This window comes from Paenibacillus sp. p3-SID867, assembly GCF_025142895.1.
Taxonomy (GTDB): Bacteria; Bacillota; Bacilli; order Paenibacillales; family Paenibacillaceae; genus Paenibacillus_AQ.
In genome coordinates this window covers 22,652-37,900 of sequence record NZ_JAMBDM010000034.1, presented here as the reverse complement: position 1 = coordinate 37,900, position 15,249 = coordinate 22,652, and the positions used below count along the sequence as shown (strand labels likewise).

General features: G+C 49.1%; 16 protein-coding genes. All 16 read right to left on the bottom strand.

Features of this window, described 5'->3' with window-relative positions; all coding sequences use genetic code 11:
• The coding region (locus tag M4D81_RS33200) for a hypothetical protein (RefSeq protein ID WP_260069497.1) at window positions 1-537 on the bottom strand (537 nt) is incomplete at its 3' end.
• Window positions 538-542: 5 nt separating this feature from the next.
• A complete protein-coding gene (locus tag M4D81_RS33195) occupies window positions 543-938 on the bottom strand; it encodes a hypothetical protein (RefSeq protein WP_260069496.1) in 396 nt (131 codons plus the stop codon).
• A gap of 24 nt (window positions 939-962) precedes the next feature.
• Entirely contained in the window at window positions 963-1,421 is a 459-nt protein-coding gene (locus tag M4D81_RS33190; RefSeq protein WP_071218212.1) for an ABC transporter permease, read from the bottom strand.
• A gap of 74 nt (window positions 1,422-1,495) precedes the next feature.
• Entirely contained in the window at window positions 1,496-3,568 is a 2,073-nt protein-coding gene (locus M4D81_RS33185; RefSeq protein ID WP_260069495.1) for a hypothetical protein, read from the bottom strand.
• Window positions 3,558-5,468, bottom strand: coding sequence for an ATPase, T2SS/T4P/T4SS family (locus tag M4D81_RS33180; protein ID WP_260069499.1), 1,911 nt, complete (start codon window positions 5,466-5,468; stop codon window positions 3,558-3,560). Before M4D81_RS33180 ends, M4D81_RS33185 begins: the two co-directional genes overlap by 11 nt.
• Window positions 5,455-6,324, bottom strand: coding sequence for a CpaE/TadZ family protein (locus M4D81_RS33175; RefSeq protein WP_260069494.1), 870 nt, complete (start codon window positions 6,322-6,324; stop codon window positions 5,455-5,457). Before M4D81_RS33175 ends, M4D81_RS33180 begins: the two co-directional genes overlap by 14 nt.
• Window positions 6,321-7,028: a hypothetical protein gene (locus M4D81_RS33170; protein ID WP_260069493.1), complete on the bottom strand. Its 708-nt coding sequence runs from the start codon at window positions 7,026-7,028 to the stop codon at window positions 6,321-6,323. The genes M4D81_RS33175 and M4D81_RS33170 overlap by 4 nt, the downstream gene beginning before the upstream one ends.
• A 55-nt stretch (window positions 7,029-7,083) precedes the next feature.
• Window positions 7,084-8,193, bottom strand: coding sequence for an SAF domain-containing protein (locus M4D81_RS33165; protein ID WP_260069492.1), 1,110 nt, complete (start codon window positions 8,191-8,193; stop codon window positions 7,084-7,086).
• 28 nt (window positions 8,194-8,221) lie between these two features.
• Complete coding sequence (locus M4D81_RS33160; protein ID WP_260069491.1) at window positions 8,222-9,688, bottom strand: serine/threonine protein kinase; 1,467 nt, start codon at window positions 9,686-9,688, stop codon at window positions 8,222-8,224.
• Window positions 9,689-9,848: 160 nt separating this feature from the next.
• Window positions 9,849-10,925, bottom strand: a complete 1,077-nt coding sequence (locus M4D81_RS33155) for an SAM-dependent methyltransferase (protein ID WP_260069490.1) — start codon at window positions 10,923-10,925, stop codon at window positions 9,849-9,851.
• Window positions 10,926-10,930: 5 nt separating this feature from the next.
• A complete protein-coding gene (locus M4D81_RS33150) occupies window positions 10,931-11,704 on the bottom strand; it encodes an ABC transporter ATP-binding protein (RefSeq protein ID WP_216531087.1) in 774 nt (257 codons plus the stop codon).
• Entirely contained in the window at window positions 11,701-12,048 is a 348-nt protein-coding gene (locus M4D81_RS33145; RefSeq protein ID WP_260069489.1) for a thioredoxin family protein, read from the bottom strand. Before M4D81_RS33145 ends, M4D81_RS33150 begins: the two co-directional genes overlap by 4 nt.
• Window positions 12,045-12,383: a cyclic-phosphate processing receiver domain-containing protein gene (locus M4D81_RS33140; protein ID WP_071218221.1), complete on the bottom strand. Its 339-nt coding sequence runs from the start codon at window positions 12,381-12,383 to the stop codon at window positions 12,045-12,047. Before M4D81_RS33140 ends, M4D81_RS33145 begins: the two co-directional genes overlap by 4 nt.
• Window positions 12,384-12,400: 17 nt before the next feature.
• The gene (locus tag M4D81_RS33135; protein ID WP_260069488.1) at window positions 12,401-13,249 is read right to left on the bottom strand and encodes a deoxyribonuclease IV; all 849 of its coding nucleotides are present in this window, start codon (window positions 13,247-13,249) and stop codon (window positions 12,401-12,403) included.
• Window positions 13,239-14,057, bottom strand: a complete 819-nt coding sequence (mutM, locus tag M4D81_RS33130; RefSeq protein WP_260069498.1) for a DNA-formamidopyrimidine glycosylase — start codon at window positions 14,055-14,057, stop codon at window positions 13,239-13,241. Before mutM ends, M4D81_RS33135 begins: the two co-directional genes overlap by 11 nt.
• 53 nt (window positions 14,058-14,110) lie before the next feature.
• A complete protein-coding gene (locus M4D81_RS33125; protein ID WP_260069487.1) occupies window positions 14,111-14,905 on the bottom strand; it encodes a TIGR01457 family HAD-type hydrolase in 795 nt (264 codons plus the stop codon).
• Window positions 14,906-15,249 lie beyond the last annotated feature (344 nt).

The window sequence follows — 15,249 nt, the reverse complement described above, 5'->3', positions numbered from 1 at the left end:
TACCAAACCTCCGTATGGAAATGCGATTGCTGCTTTGCCACCTGAATTTGATCCGGTCAACGCATCGAACATGATCAATCCGGGTGTTCGATTCAGAGTACTGACACTTACCTGAAAGTGATCTCCGGCCGTTAGACGGTATCGGCGCCTTTCATCCTGTTTATCGACATTCGACTGCGGGAATAGATAACCCATAACATCTTCCTGATAATAAGCATCATATACGATGGAATAGCGGTTCAAGAATGTTCCAGGATCTGAAGGATCGGCATATTCCGGGTGGTATTTCTTATGATGATGTTCCATTTCCACATTGTAAATGTTCCCGGTGGCTGCCAGCTCTTGCAGGAAGTCATTGTACATGATCGGAGTAATATACCCCTTCGTACGAACACTGTCCACGAATTTGGTAACGGATTGATAAACAACGAGTCGTGACAGATCATCCTGTCTTCTGGCCATCTCGCCTGCGGGAACCAAGTACAGCAGAAGAAGGGCCAGAAAGGCAGCAAACCATTTCGAAACCGAGTTTGACATTGTTGTTACCTCACTTTTACAAACTGGATGCTCTCCACTTCTCCATCGATCCTCCGAACGTACTCCGCATCATAATGGGCTTCCATATCTATGATCGAAAGATCCAGTTCCTCCGGATTACTGCCTGATTGGAACAGCACGCCATCCACATACATATTGAAGCCGCCAGCTTGAACCTCTCGCAGCGTGAATAATACTTCGCTTCCCTTATAAATGAGCTTTCTGTTCTCGTTCGTCATCTCTACGGTGATCACACCCGCATGCTGCTCCTGAGTCATTCTGCCTACGGCTGATATACCGCCATCCACCATCGTCTGAATATGGAAGGCATACAGGGCTGCGCCAAGAAATAATGCCACCGCTGCTGCCAATTCAAGTGCGCTTATCGTTTGTCCACGCAAGGCAAGTCACCTATCCATTCATAACTATTGATCGAATTTAATGCCTCTGATTACGTTAGAATCATCCTTAACGATGGTTGCCTTAAATTTCCCGCTTGGATTGACGTACTCCGGGCTTTTCTCATCCATGACGAGTTCGATATTCCCTTGTCTTGAATCCGGATTGAGAATCGAACCGTCCTTCTCCAACACATTGCCGTACCATTGCCCTGCTTTATTTTTCCCTGTTGCTATAAAAACGCCAAATTGATCCTTATCCTTGTATTTGCGCAGTGCGTTTGTCACCTGAGAACCGCTGATGGTTGTTCCGTCATACACGGTAAATGCTGCCTGGGACAACTCTGTCTGAATATCCGAAAAATTGTTTTGAGCGGTTTTGGTTGCCTCCTGCGCCGAAATAAACAAAATAACAACAATGGTAATCAGTGCTATGGTCAGAAATATGCCTGCTGCAACCTTTAAAGCGGATGATGCATTATTCATTGAAATCTCCCTCATTCTTTCAATTATTTTTTGATCCTGTTGATCATGATTCCAGCTGACCAATCCACGTAATGTTATAATCGTTGAATTTGCTCATAATACGTTTCCATCTGGGAGAAACTCATGCCGATCAGCGGGATGACAAGATACATAAAGATCAACGCATACATCGGAGTAAAACCGATCATTCGCCCCCATGCGGCCTTCGTATCGATCATCGCTTCGTACTCCTGCTTGCGTCGCTCGAAACTGTATATCATTTCTCCATCGAGGTCATCAAAAACATCCTTGATCGGTACTTTATCTACCGCAAGCAGCAGCTTGTCCACCAGCCGCTGAAATTCAGGAAACCAGACGTCTTCCTTCAGCTCCAGCAATGCCAGCTGAGCGCCATGTTCGTAATGAAGCAAGCTTTTTTGAATGGGAATCTTAAAAATAACAGCAAACCGATTAAGCCATTCCAATATGGCCTCAACCGAGATGCGCTCCATTCCTCGCAGTATGGATATGACCGTCTGATATTGATAAATTTCATGCCTCATTTCCATATTGCGTACTTTCCGGTGAAAATGCAGCAGCCATAATGGCGCCGCATATGCAGCCACACCTGCCAGAAAGGATAGCAGCAGCTCCCACCATTTCAAATACTCGCTATCATAGCGCTGCAGTTTGGTCATAATTCGATCGGTTATGATCTCAACTTGTTCCTTGGTCAATGAAGTAGGATCTGCCTCACTAATCATCTGCTTGACCTGATCATCGGTCACATCCGGCGACATATGCAATTGTTCCATTAGCAGCCGATCGCGTTCAACCGTTTCCTCTGCCTGCCGACGCTCGATCTCATTCATCTGGCCGAACAGGGAATGATTCAAAGAAACGGGGACATACAGCAGATGATGTTTAGCCTGCACATGCAGACCTGCAGCCAGCGATAGCGACAGGAAGAAAGCCAGGAAGAAGAACGTCACCCTTCTGATATAGAGCCATTCGAACTTGATTCTCGCGTTGCTTTCCTTTAGTAAACGTACCTGCCTGTCATATTTCACCGTACCGGGTGTCGGAGCCATTACCTTCACAAGCCAACGCATAACAGGAATCCTGTACATTCTTTCTTCCAGGGTCATCTTCTGTACCTCTGCGCGGTAATCCGTTTCCCGATTTTGCTGGAGCTTCTGAAGCAATATGTAAGAGATTAGAATGATGACATAAATCGATATCTTGGTCATAAACCCGAGCTTGCTCATATAAAACTCATCCATCGACGGAAAACTGCTTCTGGCCCATCGTTCAATCGGTTTGGTGAAAAAGACCGGAGCCAACGCAATCACATTCAAGCCCTTCATTAAATAATCCAGCTTGTCTCTGCGCAATATTTCCAATTGGATTTCCTTGGTCAACCCGCTTAGGCCATGCAGATAGATAGAGCCTTGTTTTCTCGCATGATCACCAAACTCCATGACAAGATGTGAAATACCCGCAAACGCTTTAAGATATCGGTTCGGCGCTACCTCATAATACCTCTCCAGCTCGTCATCAGGATCGTTGGATACCAAGGCATTATAGATCCGATGACCATGCATAGAAATTTCATGCCCTGAAGTCTCCGCTCCCTCGTACAAAGCTTCCTCTACCATTCCATGCTGCTGATAGTGATGGCGGACGGAGGAGAACAATTCAACCGATTGAATAAGTATTTTTCGTTCCAGTCGGTTAATGAACATCTCAACAAGCATATTGTTAATAACCGCTGCTGCAAGAATAACAATGACAATAAACCCCAGGTCCGGATGACTCCAAATAAGGAGCATGGCGGTTAACCCGATCGTACCGGTAATCGCGAAGGCTAATCTCACGGTTTCAAACCGGAGTGATATTTCGTCATAGGGATGCATGATCGCGATCCGCTGTCTGATCCGTTTAAGATAGGCTTTGATTATAGGAAGCTTCATTCCACACCTATAGGCCAATTGAAACCATTGCCGGTACATCCCGCGCAATGATCTTACCTCGCCCGCCTCCACCTTTACCGCAGCTACCTCACGATACCCTCGTCTTCTGTTCATCCACGACACGATACCGAATGTGATGGAAAACAGTGCCAAAGATATGATTAAAATCAGAATTAATACATCTTTAGAGGACACTTTGTTCCCCCCAACCCGAAGCCAGAAACAGTCTGAATTCTTCGGCATCTTCCGGATGCATATGCTCCGTCATTTCGCGAACACTGCTTTCGGATAACTTGGCGGCAGCGATATAGCTACCGTCCCGGTATTCAATCACATTACGAGATACGAAATAACTTACTTCGTTCAATCTCCGCATATGTTCTGTACTTAACTGAAAATATTCCTCCATACTGTTCTTCCAGCGCTTTTCTGAAGTTCCCTCAAATGGTGGCAGGGATCCCTTCTCAACCGGGATGCACTCTGTAATACGTTCTATGTAACGGTTACCGTAAGCGTCTCTTCTTAGATGGATGTCAAAGTTGATCACGCTGACCACCTGCTGCTCCGCAATATGCTCTTGCCTGAAAACGCCGCTCTTGAGCAAGGAGTTGCGCAAGGATTGTACAAGGTCTTTGAATGTCTTGGCATGATGGGTAAACACGGTAAACAAACTTGCCACTTGAGACATCTGTATCATCCATGACGCTACCTCGTCACTGGCAACCTCACCAAGAATATTAACGGTACCGTCCGTCTTCTTCTGCAGATCCAGACCGGCCTGCCCACTAATATGCTCGGTTTCCCTGAAGCTGAGAATATTTCTGCGGCTATAGATTTTCCTTAAATGCAGCTCAAAGGCCATCTCTTGCACCCGAAGGGTATAAGACGCATAAATATGACCCACCATCGCCATGAGCAGCGTTGTTTTTCCGGAACCCTGCGCACCGGTGATTGCCGTAATCCGGCTGCCTTTCATTAAATACCTCAACAAACCGATCACCAATTCCGAGCCGTTTCCCGTAATTAACTGATCAAGCGAAGCCTTGGGCAGATCAAACTTGCGGACAAAGAACGCCCAGGACTCGGCAAACGGAGGCCGAACCACAACGACCCTGGAGCCATCTTTCATCTCATTCACTTTATAACCGCTGGCTTCTGAAAGCTGTCCGGGATGATTGTATTTGTATATGTTTTGACATACTCTCTTCAGTTCCAGCATCGAACCAAACGATAAAAAAGCTAGATGCAGCGACACCCCCCGATAAAAAATCCAAACACTCTCGCAGCCTGTTGCTGGCGATTCGGTATTTGAAAAGCTTAGCCCCAAAAACTCATCTTGGGTGTGAAAGATATTCTGTCCGCTGTCATGGTTGACAGGAATGCCACTTACCCCGCCACTGATCCCGTCGATCCGTTGATCCCTGATTTCATCCACGACGGAAAAGCCTTTGTACTGCTGATAAATGCGCTGAACAACGATATCAAGCTTCTCCGGAAACAAGAGCGGTCGCTGCTCTGACTCATAGATATAAGCAATATCCTCTGCGGTTACCGCATACACGCTGCCCTCTCCATAACCGGGAATCACGCGAGGCCCTGCAAGATCATACGTCTCAAGAAGTACGGATAAAGCATTCTCTCCGTGCCTCTGCTTATACAGGTATAAGATGATCTCGAATTGATCCTGGGCTGTTAACTCGGTCAAGTTTTCGAATGGAATGGCAGCATGAATGTTGGACTCGTTCAAACCCAGATCTCTGACCAGCAGCTGCTTTAAAAAATCCTTTACATATGCTTTATCCAGCACATCTCCGAATACGCAGCCCTTGAGGGCACTTCTCAATTCACTTCGCTTGTTCAGCCTTCGGCGATACTCCTCTTCGTGCAGTCCTAAATCAGACAACTGGCTGTGCGTCAGCTGATGGAGGCTTTCTTTAACAAACGCAGTCATGGCTTCAAGAGAATAGGGGTCGGATCCCTGCGAAATAGCAGCCGCCGGTTTTCGGGTATCCAAATAACGCAGATATACAAACAGCAGTACAAACAAAATAATGACGATGATCCATATCGTATTGAAGGAATTACCCAAGAGCATGCTGGCCTCCCGCTTTCGAACCACCGGAAGGAAGACCAAGTTGTTCAGCCGCGGCATCCGCCAAATTACGAACGGCATCATACAGTGAGCTCATCCGTTTCAGGTCAGCGCCTCCCCGACTTCGCTGCATATAAGGCATAACGGAGCGCATATTCCATGCATCCGTCATGCCGGAACAATATGGAACACCAAGCACCGTCGTCTTGATGCCAAAGCGGCGCTTGATATTTTGTAGTGAACAATGGCTCTCCCGGTCATATTTGCCGACGATATACAGGCTTGCCTTGTCCCTCAGTTCAGGGGGCAGCCCCTCCTGTTCAAGCTTATTCTCCAGTACATGCAAATTTTGATTCAAACCAACCACAATGAAGTCGGCAGCTTGAAGTATCGCGCGATCTACCGCTCCCGGAACTCCATTACCTGCATCGGCCACCGTGACGTCGTAACTTCGCTTGGAGAACTCCATAACTCTGGTCATAAGTTCCGCCTGTTTTCTGTCCTCCGCACTGCTTGCAGTCTGTATATCATCAGCGGACATTGGTTTCGGTCCACATAAAAGATCTAGCCGATCAGACAGGAGCGGCAAAGTATAATTGCGTACATTCTCCGGATTCAGCCTCCCGCTTGTACGAAGACGTTCCAAGGCATCCATTCCGGTATCTTGAAATGCCGTCATATAATCAAACGATTCCCGCTTAAAGGAAAAAGCTTGTTCCACTCGCTCTCCTGCATGTCCACCATGGGCGAGCAGCACTTTGACCGGATATTCAAACGCCAATACGATAGGTAAACTCGAGGCCAGCATCGTACTGCCGCTGCCGCTCTTCAAGGGACTCCATACAGCAATCAGACTCATGCATGCCTCCGTCCTGCTTGCCGAAGTGCCCGGCGAATATGCCGCTGCTCCATTTCCGTTAACAGGCGGATAAGTTCGGTAAGCGATCGTTTATATTGTCTGGATAATGGCTTAATACCCAGTCTTCCTGCATGTTCATTTTTTATTTTCAAGGCGAAGAACAATTCATCCCACGGCATTTTCACGGGAGGACCCAGCCACTGAATCCGGCTGTCTTCCAGATAGCCTTCTATGTAGGACTCATCCATCAAATCTTCAATGACCTGAACATATACCCGATGAAAAGGAGGGAGCGGATCATCTGTTCTTGCGGCTCTTAGTTCATCAAGCAAAGCCGTACTCTTGCGCAGCCCGGTTACCTCGAACCCGCTAACCCAAACATGGGCATCTGCTGTATCCCACTGCATCTTGTCCAGGAATTCCGACTTCTCCACGTCCATGACGATATAGTCGTACTTCTTCTCGTCTGTTTCTTCCAGATAGTTCATGAGCGAGGTATAGTTCTCAAATCCGGTTGCCATGTCGAATCCGGCAAACTCCATAACCGGCAACTTCGGGTGCATCACGCCTATGCAATGTTTGTACTTCGCATCCATCGCACCATCCACGAGCAGTACCCTGTTGTCTCCATTGGCTAATATTTTGCACATGTAGAGGAGCATGTCGCTCTTATCACAGATGCCTGTAAATATCCATGTCTTCACTTTGATTACACTCCTTCAATCGCTCATCTGTTCTTAGGGCTTAGCTTTGTCTTTACTAAGGACTTGAGAATATCAACTCCGCTTCTTCTGATTCCTTATCACTGCCCGCCTCGGCTTCTGGCGGTCCGGATGACCCCAGAATCTGCTCCGCTTCTGAATCCCGCTCTTCACGGAGCGGAGTCTCTGTATTATCCTCGTCGTCAGGACGGATGTCAGCAGTATTCCGTTTTGTATCCGTTGAAGATTTCGTTTGGGAGCTTAAATTGGACGCAGGACTCCAGGAGTCTGGACTTCTTGCCCCACTAGCGAAGATGGAGTTGTGATGCATGTCGGATACCTGTGCCTGCTGATTCGGCTGAAGCTTGCTTAAATCCTCTTCCAGCGTGTTTCGCAGCGTAACCTCGAAGTGTTTCTCGGCTTTCTTCACAATATTCGGGTTGCTTCCAATCAGCTTCGTTACTTCAGCGTTCGGAGGATAATTAGTTATTGCTCTCTCTTGCAGCTCCGGCTCTACATAGGTGAGTGCATAGAGTGTGGCATTATGCAGATAAGCATCCACCAAAGCGCTGGAAAGCAATAAAATCTCCTGTTCGCTTAACGTTGTCCAGAACGCCGGATATTGAAGCCTGTCGATCTTCTTCTTGGATAAAATGATGTAATCCTGTCCGCTTGGAAACTGGACCCTTACATCGATCACGTCCCCTTGGCGTAAATCGCTTGGCAGATATACGGACTTCATCTCCCGATGACGAAGATCGGACGGTGTCGGCTCTTCTTCAAAGAGCATCGAGCGGGTAATCGGTGTTCCCTGCAGCAGCTCGATCTTGGCCCCCTTCCCGGCAATCTCTTCCTTGACCGAGAACAGATTGCCGGAAGAACCGTCATCAGGCAAACGCACTTCCTTAATATCTTTCGCATCGATGAAATGACCAGGCGGAATATCTTTTAACGGGACCCATGCAACCTTCATTGAATTGAGCTGCTGAAGCTGCGTCTCTTCAAGCTCCGTGATTCGCTGCTCGTATTTAGTACGCTCTATACTCTGCTGCTCTTTATAGCCGTGCACATAATACAGCATTGCGCCGGCACATACGGCAGCTGTTACGGCTGCGCCGGCTAGTCCAGCAAATATCAGTTTGCGGCTGCGCCTCCTGATAATCGGCATTGCTTCATCTCCTTCAGTTCATATGCAGTTAATTCTTTAGAAACCTGAATCTTCGCTTCCTTTCTGCCGGCGGCAAGTAGTCCTGAAATAACTGTGCAAATGCCTCCCGGCTGCTGTCAGGCAATTCAAACGGATCCAATTGCAGGGGCAAGGAATGAACTCTATTCGTTTCTAGCGTTCTTCTCATCTCTTGAATCGTTTCTTCCCCAGCAAGAGGCAGTGCGTAGATCCTGGCCGGCTGAGGATGTCTTGATAGCATCCGGGCCAGCGTTACCACATCATGCTGTCGCCACTCCGCTCCTGATCCGATAACGATAGGGAGATCGGCCCGAAGAAACTCCTCAAGCCGTTCGCTGTCCCGGTATGCTCCCAAATCCAACACCACCGCATCGTAACTGCCCCCGAGCAGCGAAATAACTTCCGTTCTGGCTGTTTGCCGCCAAAAGTGAATCCCGTTGATTTCGAACTTTCGGATAGACCCCAGCTTCCCGCCCTCGGCAATTTCCTGAATCCGGGTAAAGGCGGTGGATTTTGCGCTCATTTCTACGATCGCTACCTTCCCGTACCTTGAAGCCAGGTAATGCCCGAATGCGATACAGCTATGGGTTGTTCCTACACCGGATGATGCCCCCAATACGGCTGCCACAAGCGTCCCGGCTAGCGTGTTGGACTGAGCACTTGATATATTCGCAGTGATCGACTGATGCCGACTGAGCGCTGAACGAACTTCTGCCGCGGATTGATATCGATGCTCCGGAGCATATTGCAGCAGCTTTCGAATAACGGGCACAAGTGCTCTTGGTAAATCGCCACGGATATGTCGCTCCACGCCCGTTATCCATTCACTGAATTTACCGCCGGTTGAGAGATAAAGCAGAAGCGCTCCAAGCCCATACAGGTCCGATCTTGCATCGCTTTGCCTTCCTCCGTACTGCTCCGGCGCCGCAAATCCAACCGTGCCCAGCTTGACGGTATCCTCGCCACTCTCCTGTTTATAGCTTCTGGCGATTCCAAAATCGATGAGTCGAACCTCCAGCTGATCGGTCAGCATAATGTTTGATGGCTTTAAATCCCGGAATACAACCTGAGGTTCGTGATTATGGAGATACTCCAAAACATCCAGCAGTTGCTCCGTCAGTTCCATGATGAAGTCCGGATTCACATTCCCCCGATATCCCCGGAAGTACTTCTCCAATGTCATGCCCTGAATATAATCCATAACTAAATAGGTGTAGCCGCTAGCCTGAGCATGAAAAAAATCGACAATGCGCGGCAGCCGCGGGTGACTGAGTTTAATCAGAAGCTGTGCCTCGTCCTGAACGGTGCGCTGCATACCGGGTTCAGACAAACTCTCCTTCACTGCCCATTTCTTCCCGGGCAGCTTCAGATCCTCAGCCAGATATACACAACTCATGCCCCCTTCACCGATCATGCGGTCAATCACGTAACGCTCGCTCAACACTTCCCCATGTACCAATCTGCAAGGCTGATTCATCTCAACGCCCTCTCCCCTGACTTACAAGCACAACAAAAAAAGGAAAGCACTCCGCCACATCACTGAATCGTGATGAATAGCGGGATGCTTTCCCTATCGTTGTCGTTGGTTAATTTTGGAATCATTATAGAACAAAATACATTGACTTGTAAAGACTTTTTTAATACTTAATCATATATAGCGTAATCTCGTCCCGATTGTGGAACAGCTGCTTTGCTCCCTGAATCTGCATTCTGGACTCTTCAAACACCGACATGATCTCTTTCACCAGCGCCATCGGTTTCTTAGTCAGCAGCTTAACCGTAATGACAGCCGTGCCGCCCGTCTGAAGACTGTGCAGCAGCCCGGTTACCATTCTGGCCATTTGTTTAGGACTCCAGCTCATATCACACACCAACATGTCAAACTCAGAGTCTCTAAACGATACGTCCGCTGCATTCTTGTGAATCACGCGGAGGTTTTTGTGACCATCGAGTGATGGATGCATTTTCGCCGGATCAATGGCCGTAACTTGCAGGCCGCGCTCCAATAAAAAGGAGGTCCATCCGCCAGGCGCTGCTCCGATATCGACAGCCTTGCGAAAGGAATCAAACGGAATTCCGAACTGCTTCTCCGCCTCAAGGAGCTTGAATTTGGCTCTTGAGATTTGTCCCTCTTCCCGCTGAAAGCGGACGGCGCCTCCGTTCCAATCCGACAGGTTGTCCTCCGGCCGTGACACGCCAACATACCAGACACTGTCAGCAGCGAATAGTGAAATGATCCACTCCGGTGCCTGTACCGTGTATTCAAGTTCTAGCGCAGCCAAGCGATGCTGTAATTCATCCCGAAGGGCCGCGGGGTTTTCCTTCCACGAGCTGTTCTCCGTCTTTCGGATCTGGATGGATACACGGCTGCGGCCGATTTCCTCCCGCTTCATGACATGCTCAACGACAGCATGCAATGCATCGCCAGCGGTATCGGCTGTCACCTCCAGATGTACCGGAAACAAATGCCGCAGAAAAATAGGCGGGGAAGACGTAATCAGCCGCTTCGCCTCATCTTCGGAGCTGCCGACTGTCGCTAAAAACACCTCACCCGGTATCATCATCGTGCTCTTTATACTGCCAAACATCCGGCGCAGCTCTTCTTGGGCGTAAGGAGCAAACCCATGGTTTGCCGTACATACCCACTTGCTGTGAAAATCCCGGTGACTTTGATTCTGTTCCTCATGCTCTTGCATAACATTTAATTCATCCAAACGGATTAACCTCCAGAAATAACTTTGATCCAGGGACGTCCGCCATCCCATTCCAGCTGAGCGTCGATATCATAAGTTTGTTTGATAAGTTCATGGTTTAATACTTCTTCTTTTGTTCCCGCACCCGTTAAGCGGCCGTCTTTCATGAGCGCCACATGAGTAAATAAAGGGACAATCTCCTCGATATGATGCGTGACATACACAACCGTAATTTCGCGCTGCCTCAGCTTGTCAATCTCCTGCAGCATCTTCTCCCGTTCATACAAATCCAGGCCCGCACACGGTTCATCCATAATCAGAATCTTCGGATCGGCCATGAGGGAGCGTGCCAACATTACCTTTTTACGTTCACCCTGTGACAATATCCCGAGCGGCTGCTCCGCCAGATGGCCGAAATTCATTTCGTTCAGCAGGGCATGGGCCTGGTTCCTGGCCTCTTCCGGTATGTCCTGGTAGAAGCGCAGAAAGGCGTAAGCCCCTGTTGCCACAACCTCCCAGACGGGGTCGCTCAGCGTCAATTTCTCCAATAACGACTGGCTAATATAGCCGATCGATTTGCGGACCTCGCGAACGTCGCATTGTCCGTAAACATGGCCAAGGACCTCCACACGCCCGCTGGAAGGAAACATATATCCTGTCATCATTTCCAGCAGCGTCGTTTTGCCTGATCCGTTCCTGCCCAAGATGGCCCAGTTCTGACCCGGCTTCATCTCGATACTAACATCATCCAGAATCTGACGGCTCCCTCTGACGAGCGACAAATGCTGTAGCGAAATCATGGCTGCACACTCCTCACAAAACTCACGATATCCTGCACGGAACCCATCCGGTACAGCACCTCCGGTGCCGGGAGGGGACTCGACTGAATAGCCAGCAATGCAGGAACGCTGCGGATTTGATACCGTTCCACAATGTCCGGAAGAAAGTTCACATCGGCTTCGAGCAGCTGCACGTCCGGCACCACATGTTCTACAATGTTGATCATCTTACGCGCTGCGGCACATGTGCCGCAGAATGGCGTATGTAAAAATACGATGACAGGATCCGCTTTCGCATCCCGTTTCGTCAGACGCTCGTGCCATTCAAGCCTCTCCGTCAATTCACGCTGCGTTACCTCAATCATCTTGAACCCTGGGCGACTTCCCGCAGCACGGATTCCGGCATCGGACCATTGTGAACCCGGACACTTTCCGGCATATGCTCATAGAGCAGCTCATACATTTTTCTTCTGCCTGATGGGCTTGAGGTATGCAAATATATTTCTCGGGCCTGCAGTTTTTCCGCGATCATGGCTGCAACTACGTCTCCGCCGTTCATTTGGCCATGTCCCAATTCAAAGTCAAGGGACAGAACATCCACTTCACATTCACGGAGCATCAGCAAACACTCTTCCCCGCTTCGTGCCAGCGCAAATCCTTTCGGATTGGGGCGCCAGTCGTCTAAATACAGATGAATCATATTACTCTCTCCCTTAATCAGGACCAGGACAGCACCTTGGCGATGTCTTCCCGGTGCGTGCCGTCAGCCCCTTTTTCACTTTCCAGGACAAAAGCCTTGCCTGCAAGTTCCGGTGCCAGAACCAGACGTTTCAGAGCTTCTGTTCCTATCATACCTTGTCCGATGCGGGCGTGGCGATCTTTTCTTGAGCCGGCCCCATATTTCGAATCGTTCAAATGAACGGCAACGGCAGATTCCCAATAGGCCAGCGATTTGCCCCTGGCAAGGAGCTCATCCGTATTCGAAATATCCCAACCTCCGGCGGCAAACAAGTGGCAGGTATCCAGGCAAAAGCCTATTTTCTCCGGATAATCAGCAAGCTGCCTGACCTTCACGCTCTCTTCAAGCGTCATCCCCATTGATCCATGATCCCCCGCCTGATTCTCGATCAGCAGCTTAGCCCTTCCCGTCCAGGAAGACAACACATCATTCATGCAGCGGATAATATTCTGATACCCTTCAAGGATATCCTGGCTCTTGAGATGCCCAAAATGAACCACGATACCCAGCGATCCGCAAGCCTCGGCAATCATGAGATCATTCTTCAGCGAATCTACCGTCAACTGGTAAAACTCTTCGCCCCGGGTTAAGCCAACCGCCATATTCGTCGGATATGGGGTGTGCGCGATCGAAACGAGTCCTTGTTCCTGACAAAACTTGGAGCAGGCGGCGGCATTGCGGACGTCCGGCATCTTTAAGTGAAGACTGCGCGGATTTTTCGGAAAATACTGATAGGCTAGTGAACCGATCCCGGCTGCATGCTGGGCTGCTGCGAGAAATCCGCCCCGTGTGCTGACATGGCTCCCAATTCGGACTTTAGATTTCATGCTGACAGTTCGGACAAAAGAACACTTTGCGCGAGTTATGCTCCATCTTTACGATCGGCGTACCGCAGCGAACACAAAGCTCTCCTTCGCGATCGTACACCTTGCACTCGTCATTGTATGCCCCCGTCAGGGTATCCCCTTCCTGAAACGGCATTTCCATATATCCGCCGCCATCCGTCGCCTCGCGCATCACTTTAACGGTACTCTCGTATAACTGCTCTAAAGACTGCTCCGATAAATCCTGGATTTTGGACAGCGGGTGAATGCGGGCATCAAAGGCAATCTCATCCGCATAACAGTTGCCGATCCCCGCGACAACCTGCTGATTGACCAGCGTAGTTTTTAAAGCGCCCCGCCGTTTTCCAATCCGTTCGACAAAGCGCGCTTTGGTCATTCGCCGATCCAGAAGTTCAGGACCAAGCTCTTTAAGCGCATTTTCCGTCTCTCTGGCTGTCAGGAAATGCAAGTAACCCAGACGCAGTCCGATAAAATACAGCACCTGATCACCAAAGGTGATCTCGACCTGGGTCGACCTTGATGGACGCTCCTCATCTTTATGCCCTAAATACAAAATGCCGCCCAGCATCAGGTGAAGCAGCAGTCTGCCTCCGTTATGCAAATGGAATATGAGGTGCTTGCCTCTACGTTCCACAAAAATGACCTTGCTTCCCTTTAACACGGAAGTAAATTCGTCAACGGTCACATTCAGTGATTTTTCACGGTTCACGACGACATTCGTGATCGGCACATTCAAAATGCTCTGCGATAACAATCTTCGGTAATTTTCCATTTCCGGCAGTTCCGGCATCATTCATCTTCCCTTTCGTCAATCACAAAAGTTTATATGTACACTCTCACTCATCATGAACACAGCAGATCTTTCACTTCACTCAAATCCCGGCAGATAAAATCGGGTGTGACACCCGTGGCTTCCATATGGGCTTCCATATTGAGATCGGTCGTGATTCCGGTCATAACGAGCACCGTCTTACAGCCGGCATGCGCGCCAGCCGCGATATCCGTACGTATATTATCTCCGATTACATAAATGTCCTCCGGAGCCAAACCAAGGCGATCCGAAGCAAATTTCATTAATATCGAGGACGGCTTTCCGATGACCGTCGGTTTCACTCCGGAAGCGGCTTCGATCGCAGCGCCCAGCGAACCTGCACCGGGCATCAAGCCGGTATCCGATGGAAGCTGCAAGTCCGGATTGGTCAATATCGACGCGGCTCCCTCCTGAATCCAGCGAACGGCACGGGTTAACTTCTCGTAATGGAACGAGCGGTCGATTCCTTGAATGACATATTCAGGGGACTGCTCCACGATGTTCAGACCTGCAGACAATAGCGCTTCACGAAGCCCCTCTTCGCCAAGCATCGCCACTCTGGCACCCGGCGACTCCTCAGCAATATATTTAGCAGCAGCCAGGGAGGAGGTGCACACTTCCTCCGGCAAGGCAGGTATTCCCATCTCCATCAGATGCGCGGCCACTTGCTCCGGTGTTCGTGATGAGTTATTCGTTACATACAGAAACGGAATCTGCATTTCCTTCAGCCGCTCGATGAGAAGGTCTGCTCCCTCAATCCGATAACGGCCATGATACAGCGTTCCATCCAGGTCAATCAGCAATCCTTTTGGTTTTGGTTTTTCCATGAATTGATAGCACCTTCTTTATTTCTTTCCTTCACGCCATAAATGATTCATTGATTAAAGTATTAGCGTTCTCGGCATCGCCGTGTCGTTACTCATCGTCATATATCAAAATAAATATGTATAACCATGGTTCATACTCTGTGCAGATGTTTGCTTACGTAGAAACCCCGGTTAGTATTATTGTAAAGAAGGCTACTTCCGGTTGCAAGATTCGTGGACAGCTCTTCAGTCCGGCAGCTAAATAGTCGAAAGAGATCGAAGACTGTCCAAGGGTTAGTGATTATAAACCGCTTTGTCATTTCCTGCGCTTTCCCGGAAAATAATTCACTCAATCCCTCGATATT

Coding starts and splice junctions, on each gene's coding strand:
- M4D81_RS33150 (WP_216531087.1), bottom strand. CDS start 11,704: ATGATTTCGCTACAGCATTTGTCGCTCGTCAGAGGGAGCCGTCAGATT.
- mutM (WP_260069498.1), bottom strand. CDS start 14,057: ATGCCGGAACTGCCGGAAATGGAAAATTACCGAAGATTGTTATCGCAG.
- M4D81_RS33125 (WP_260069487.1), bottom strand. CDS start 14,905: ATGGAAAAACCAAAACCAAAAGGATTGCTGATTGACCTGGATGGAACG.
- M4D81_RS33165 (WP_260069492.1), bottom strand. CDS start 8,193: ATGCCGATTATCAGGAGGCGCAGCCGCAAACTGATATTTGCTGGACTA.
- M4D81_RS33140 (WP_071218221.1), bottom strand. CDS start 12,383: ATGATTCATCTGTATTTAGACGACTGGCGCCCCAATCCGAAAGGATTT.
- M4D81_RS33145 (WP_260069489.1), bottom strand. CDS start 12,048: ATGATTGAGGTAACGCAGCGTGAATTGACGGAGAGGCTTGAATGGCAC.
- M4D81_RS33190 (WP_071218212.1), bottom strand. CDS start 1,421: ATGAATAATGCATCATCCGCTTTAAAGGTTGCAGCAGGCATATTTCTG.
- M4D81_RS33175 (WP_260069494.1), bottom strand. CDS start 6,324: ATGAGTCTGATTGCTGTATGGAGTCCCTTGAAGAGCGGCAGCGGCAGT.
- M4D81_RS33135 (WP_260069488.1), bottom strand. CDS start 13,249: ATGAAATCTAAAGTCCGAATTGGGAGCCATGTCAGCACACGGGGCGGA.
- M4D81_RS33160 (WP_260069491.1), bottom strand. CDS start 9,688: ATGAATCAGCCTTGCAGATTGGTACATGGGGAAGTGTTGAGCGAGCGT.
- M4D81_RS33180 (WP_260069499.1), bottom strand. CDS start 5,468: ATGCTCTTGGGTAATTCCTTCAATACGATATGGATCATCGTCATTATT.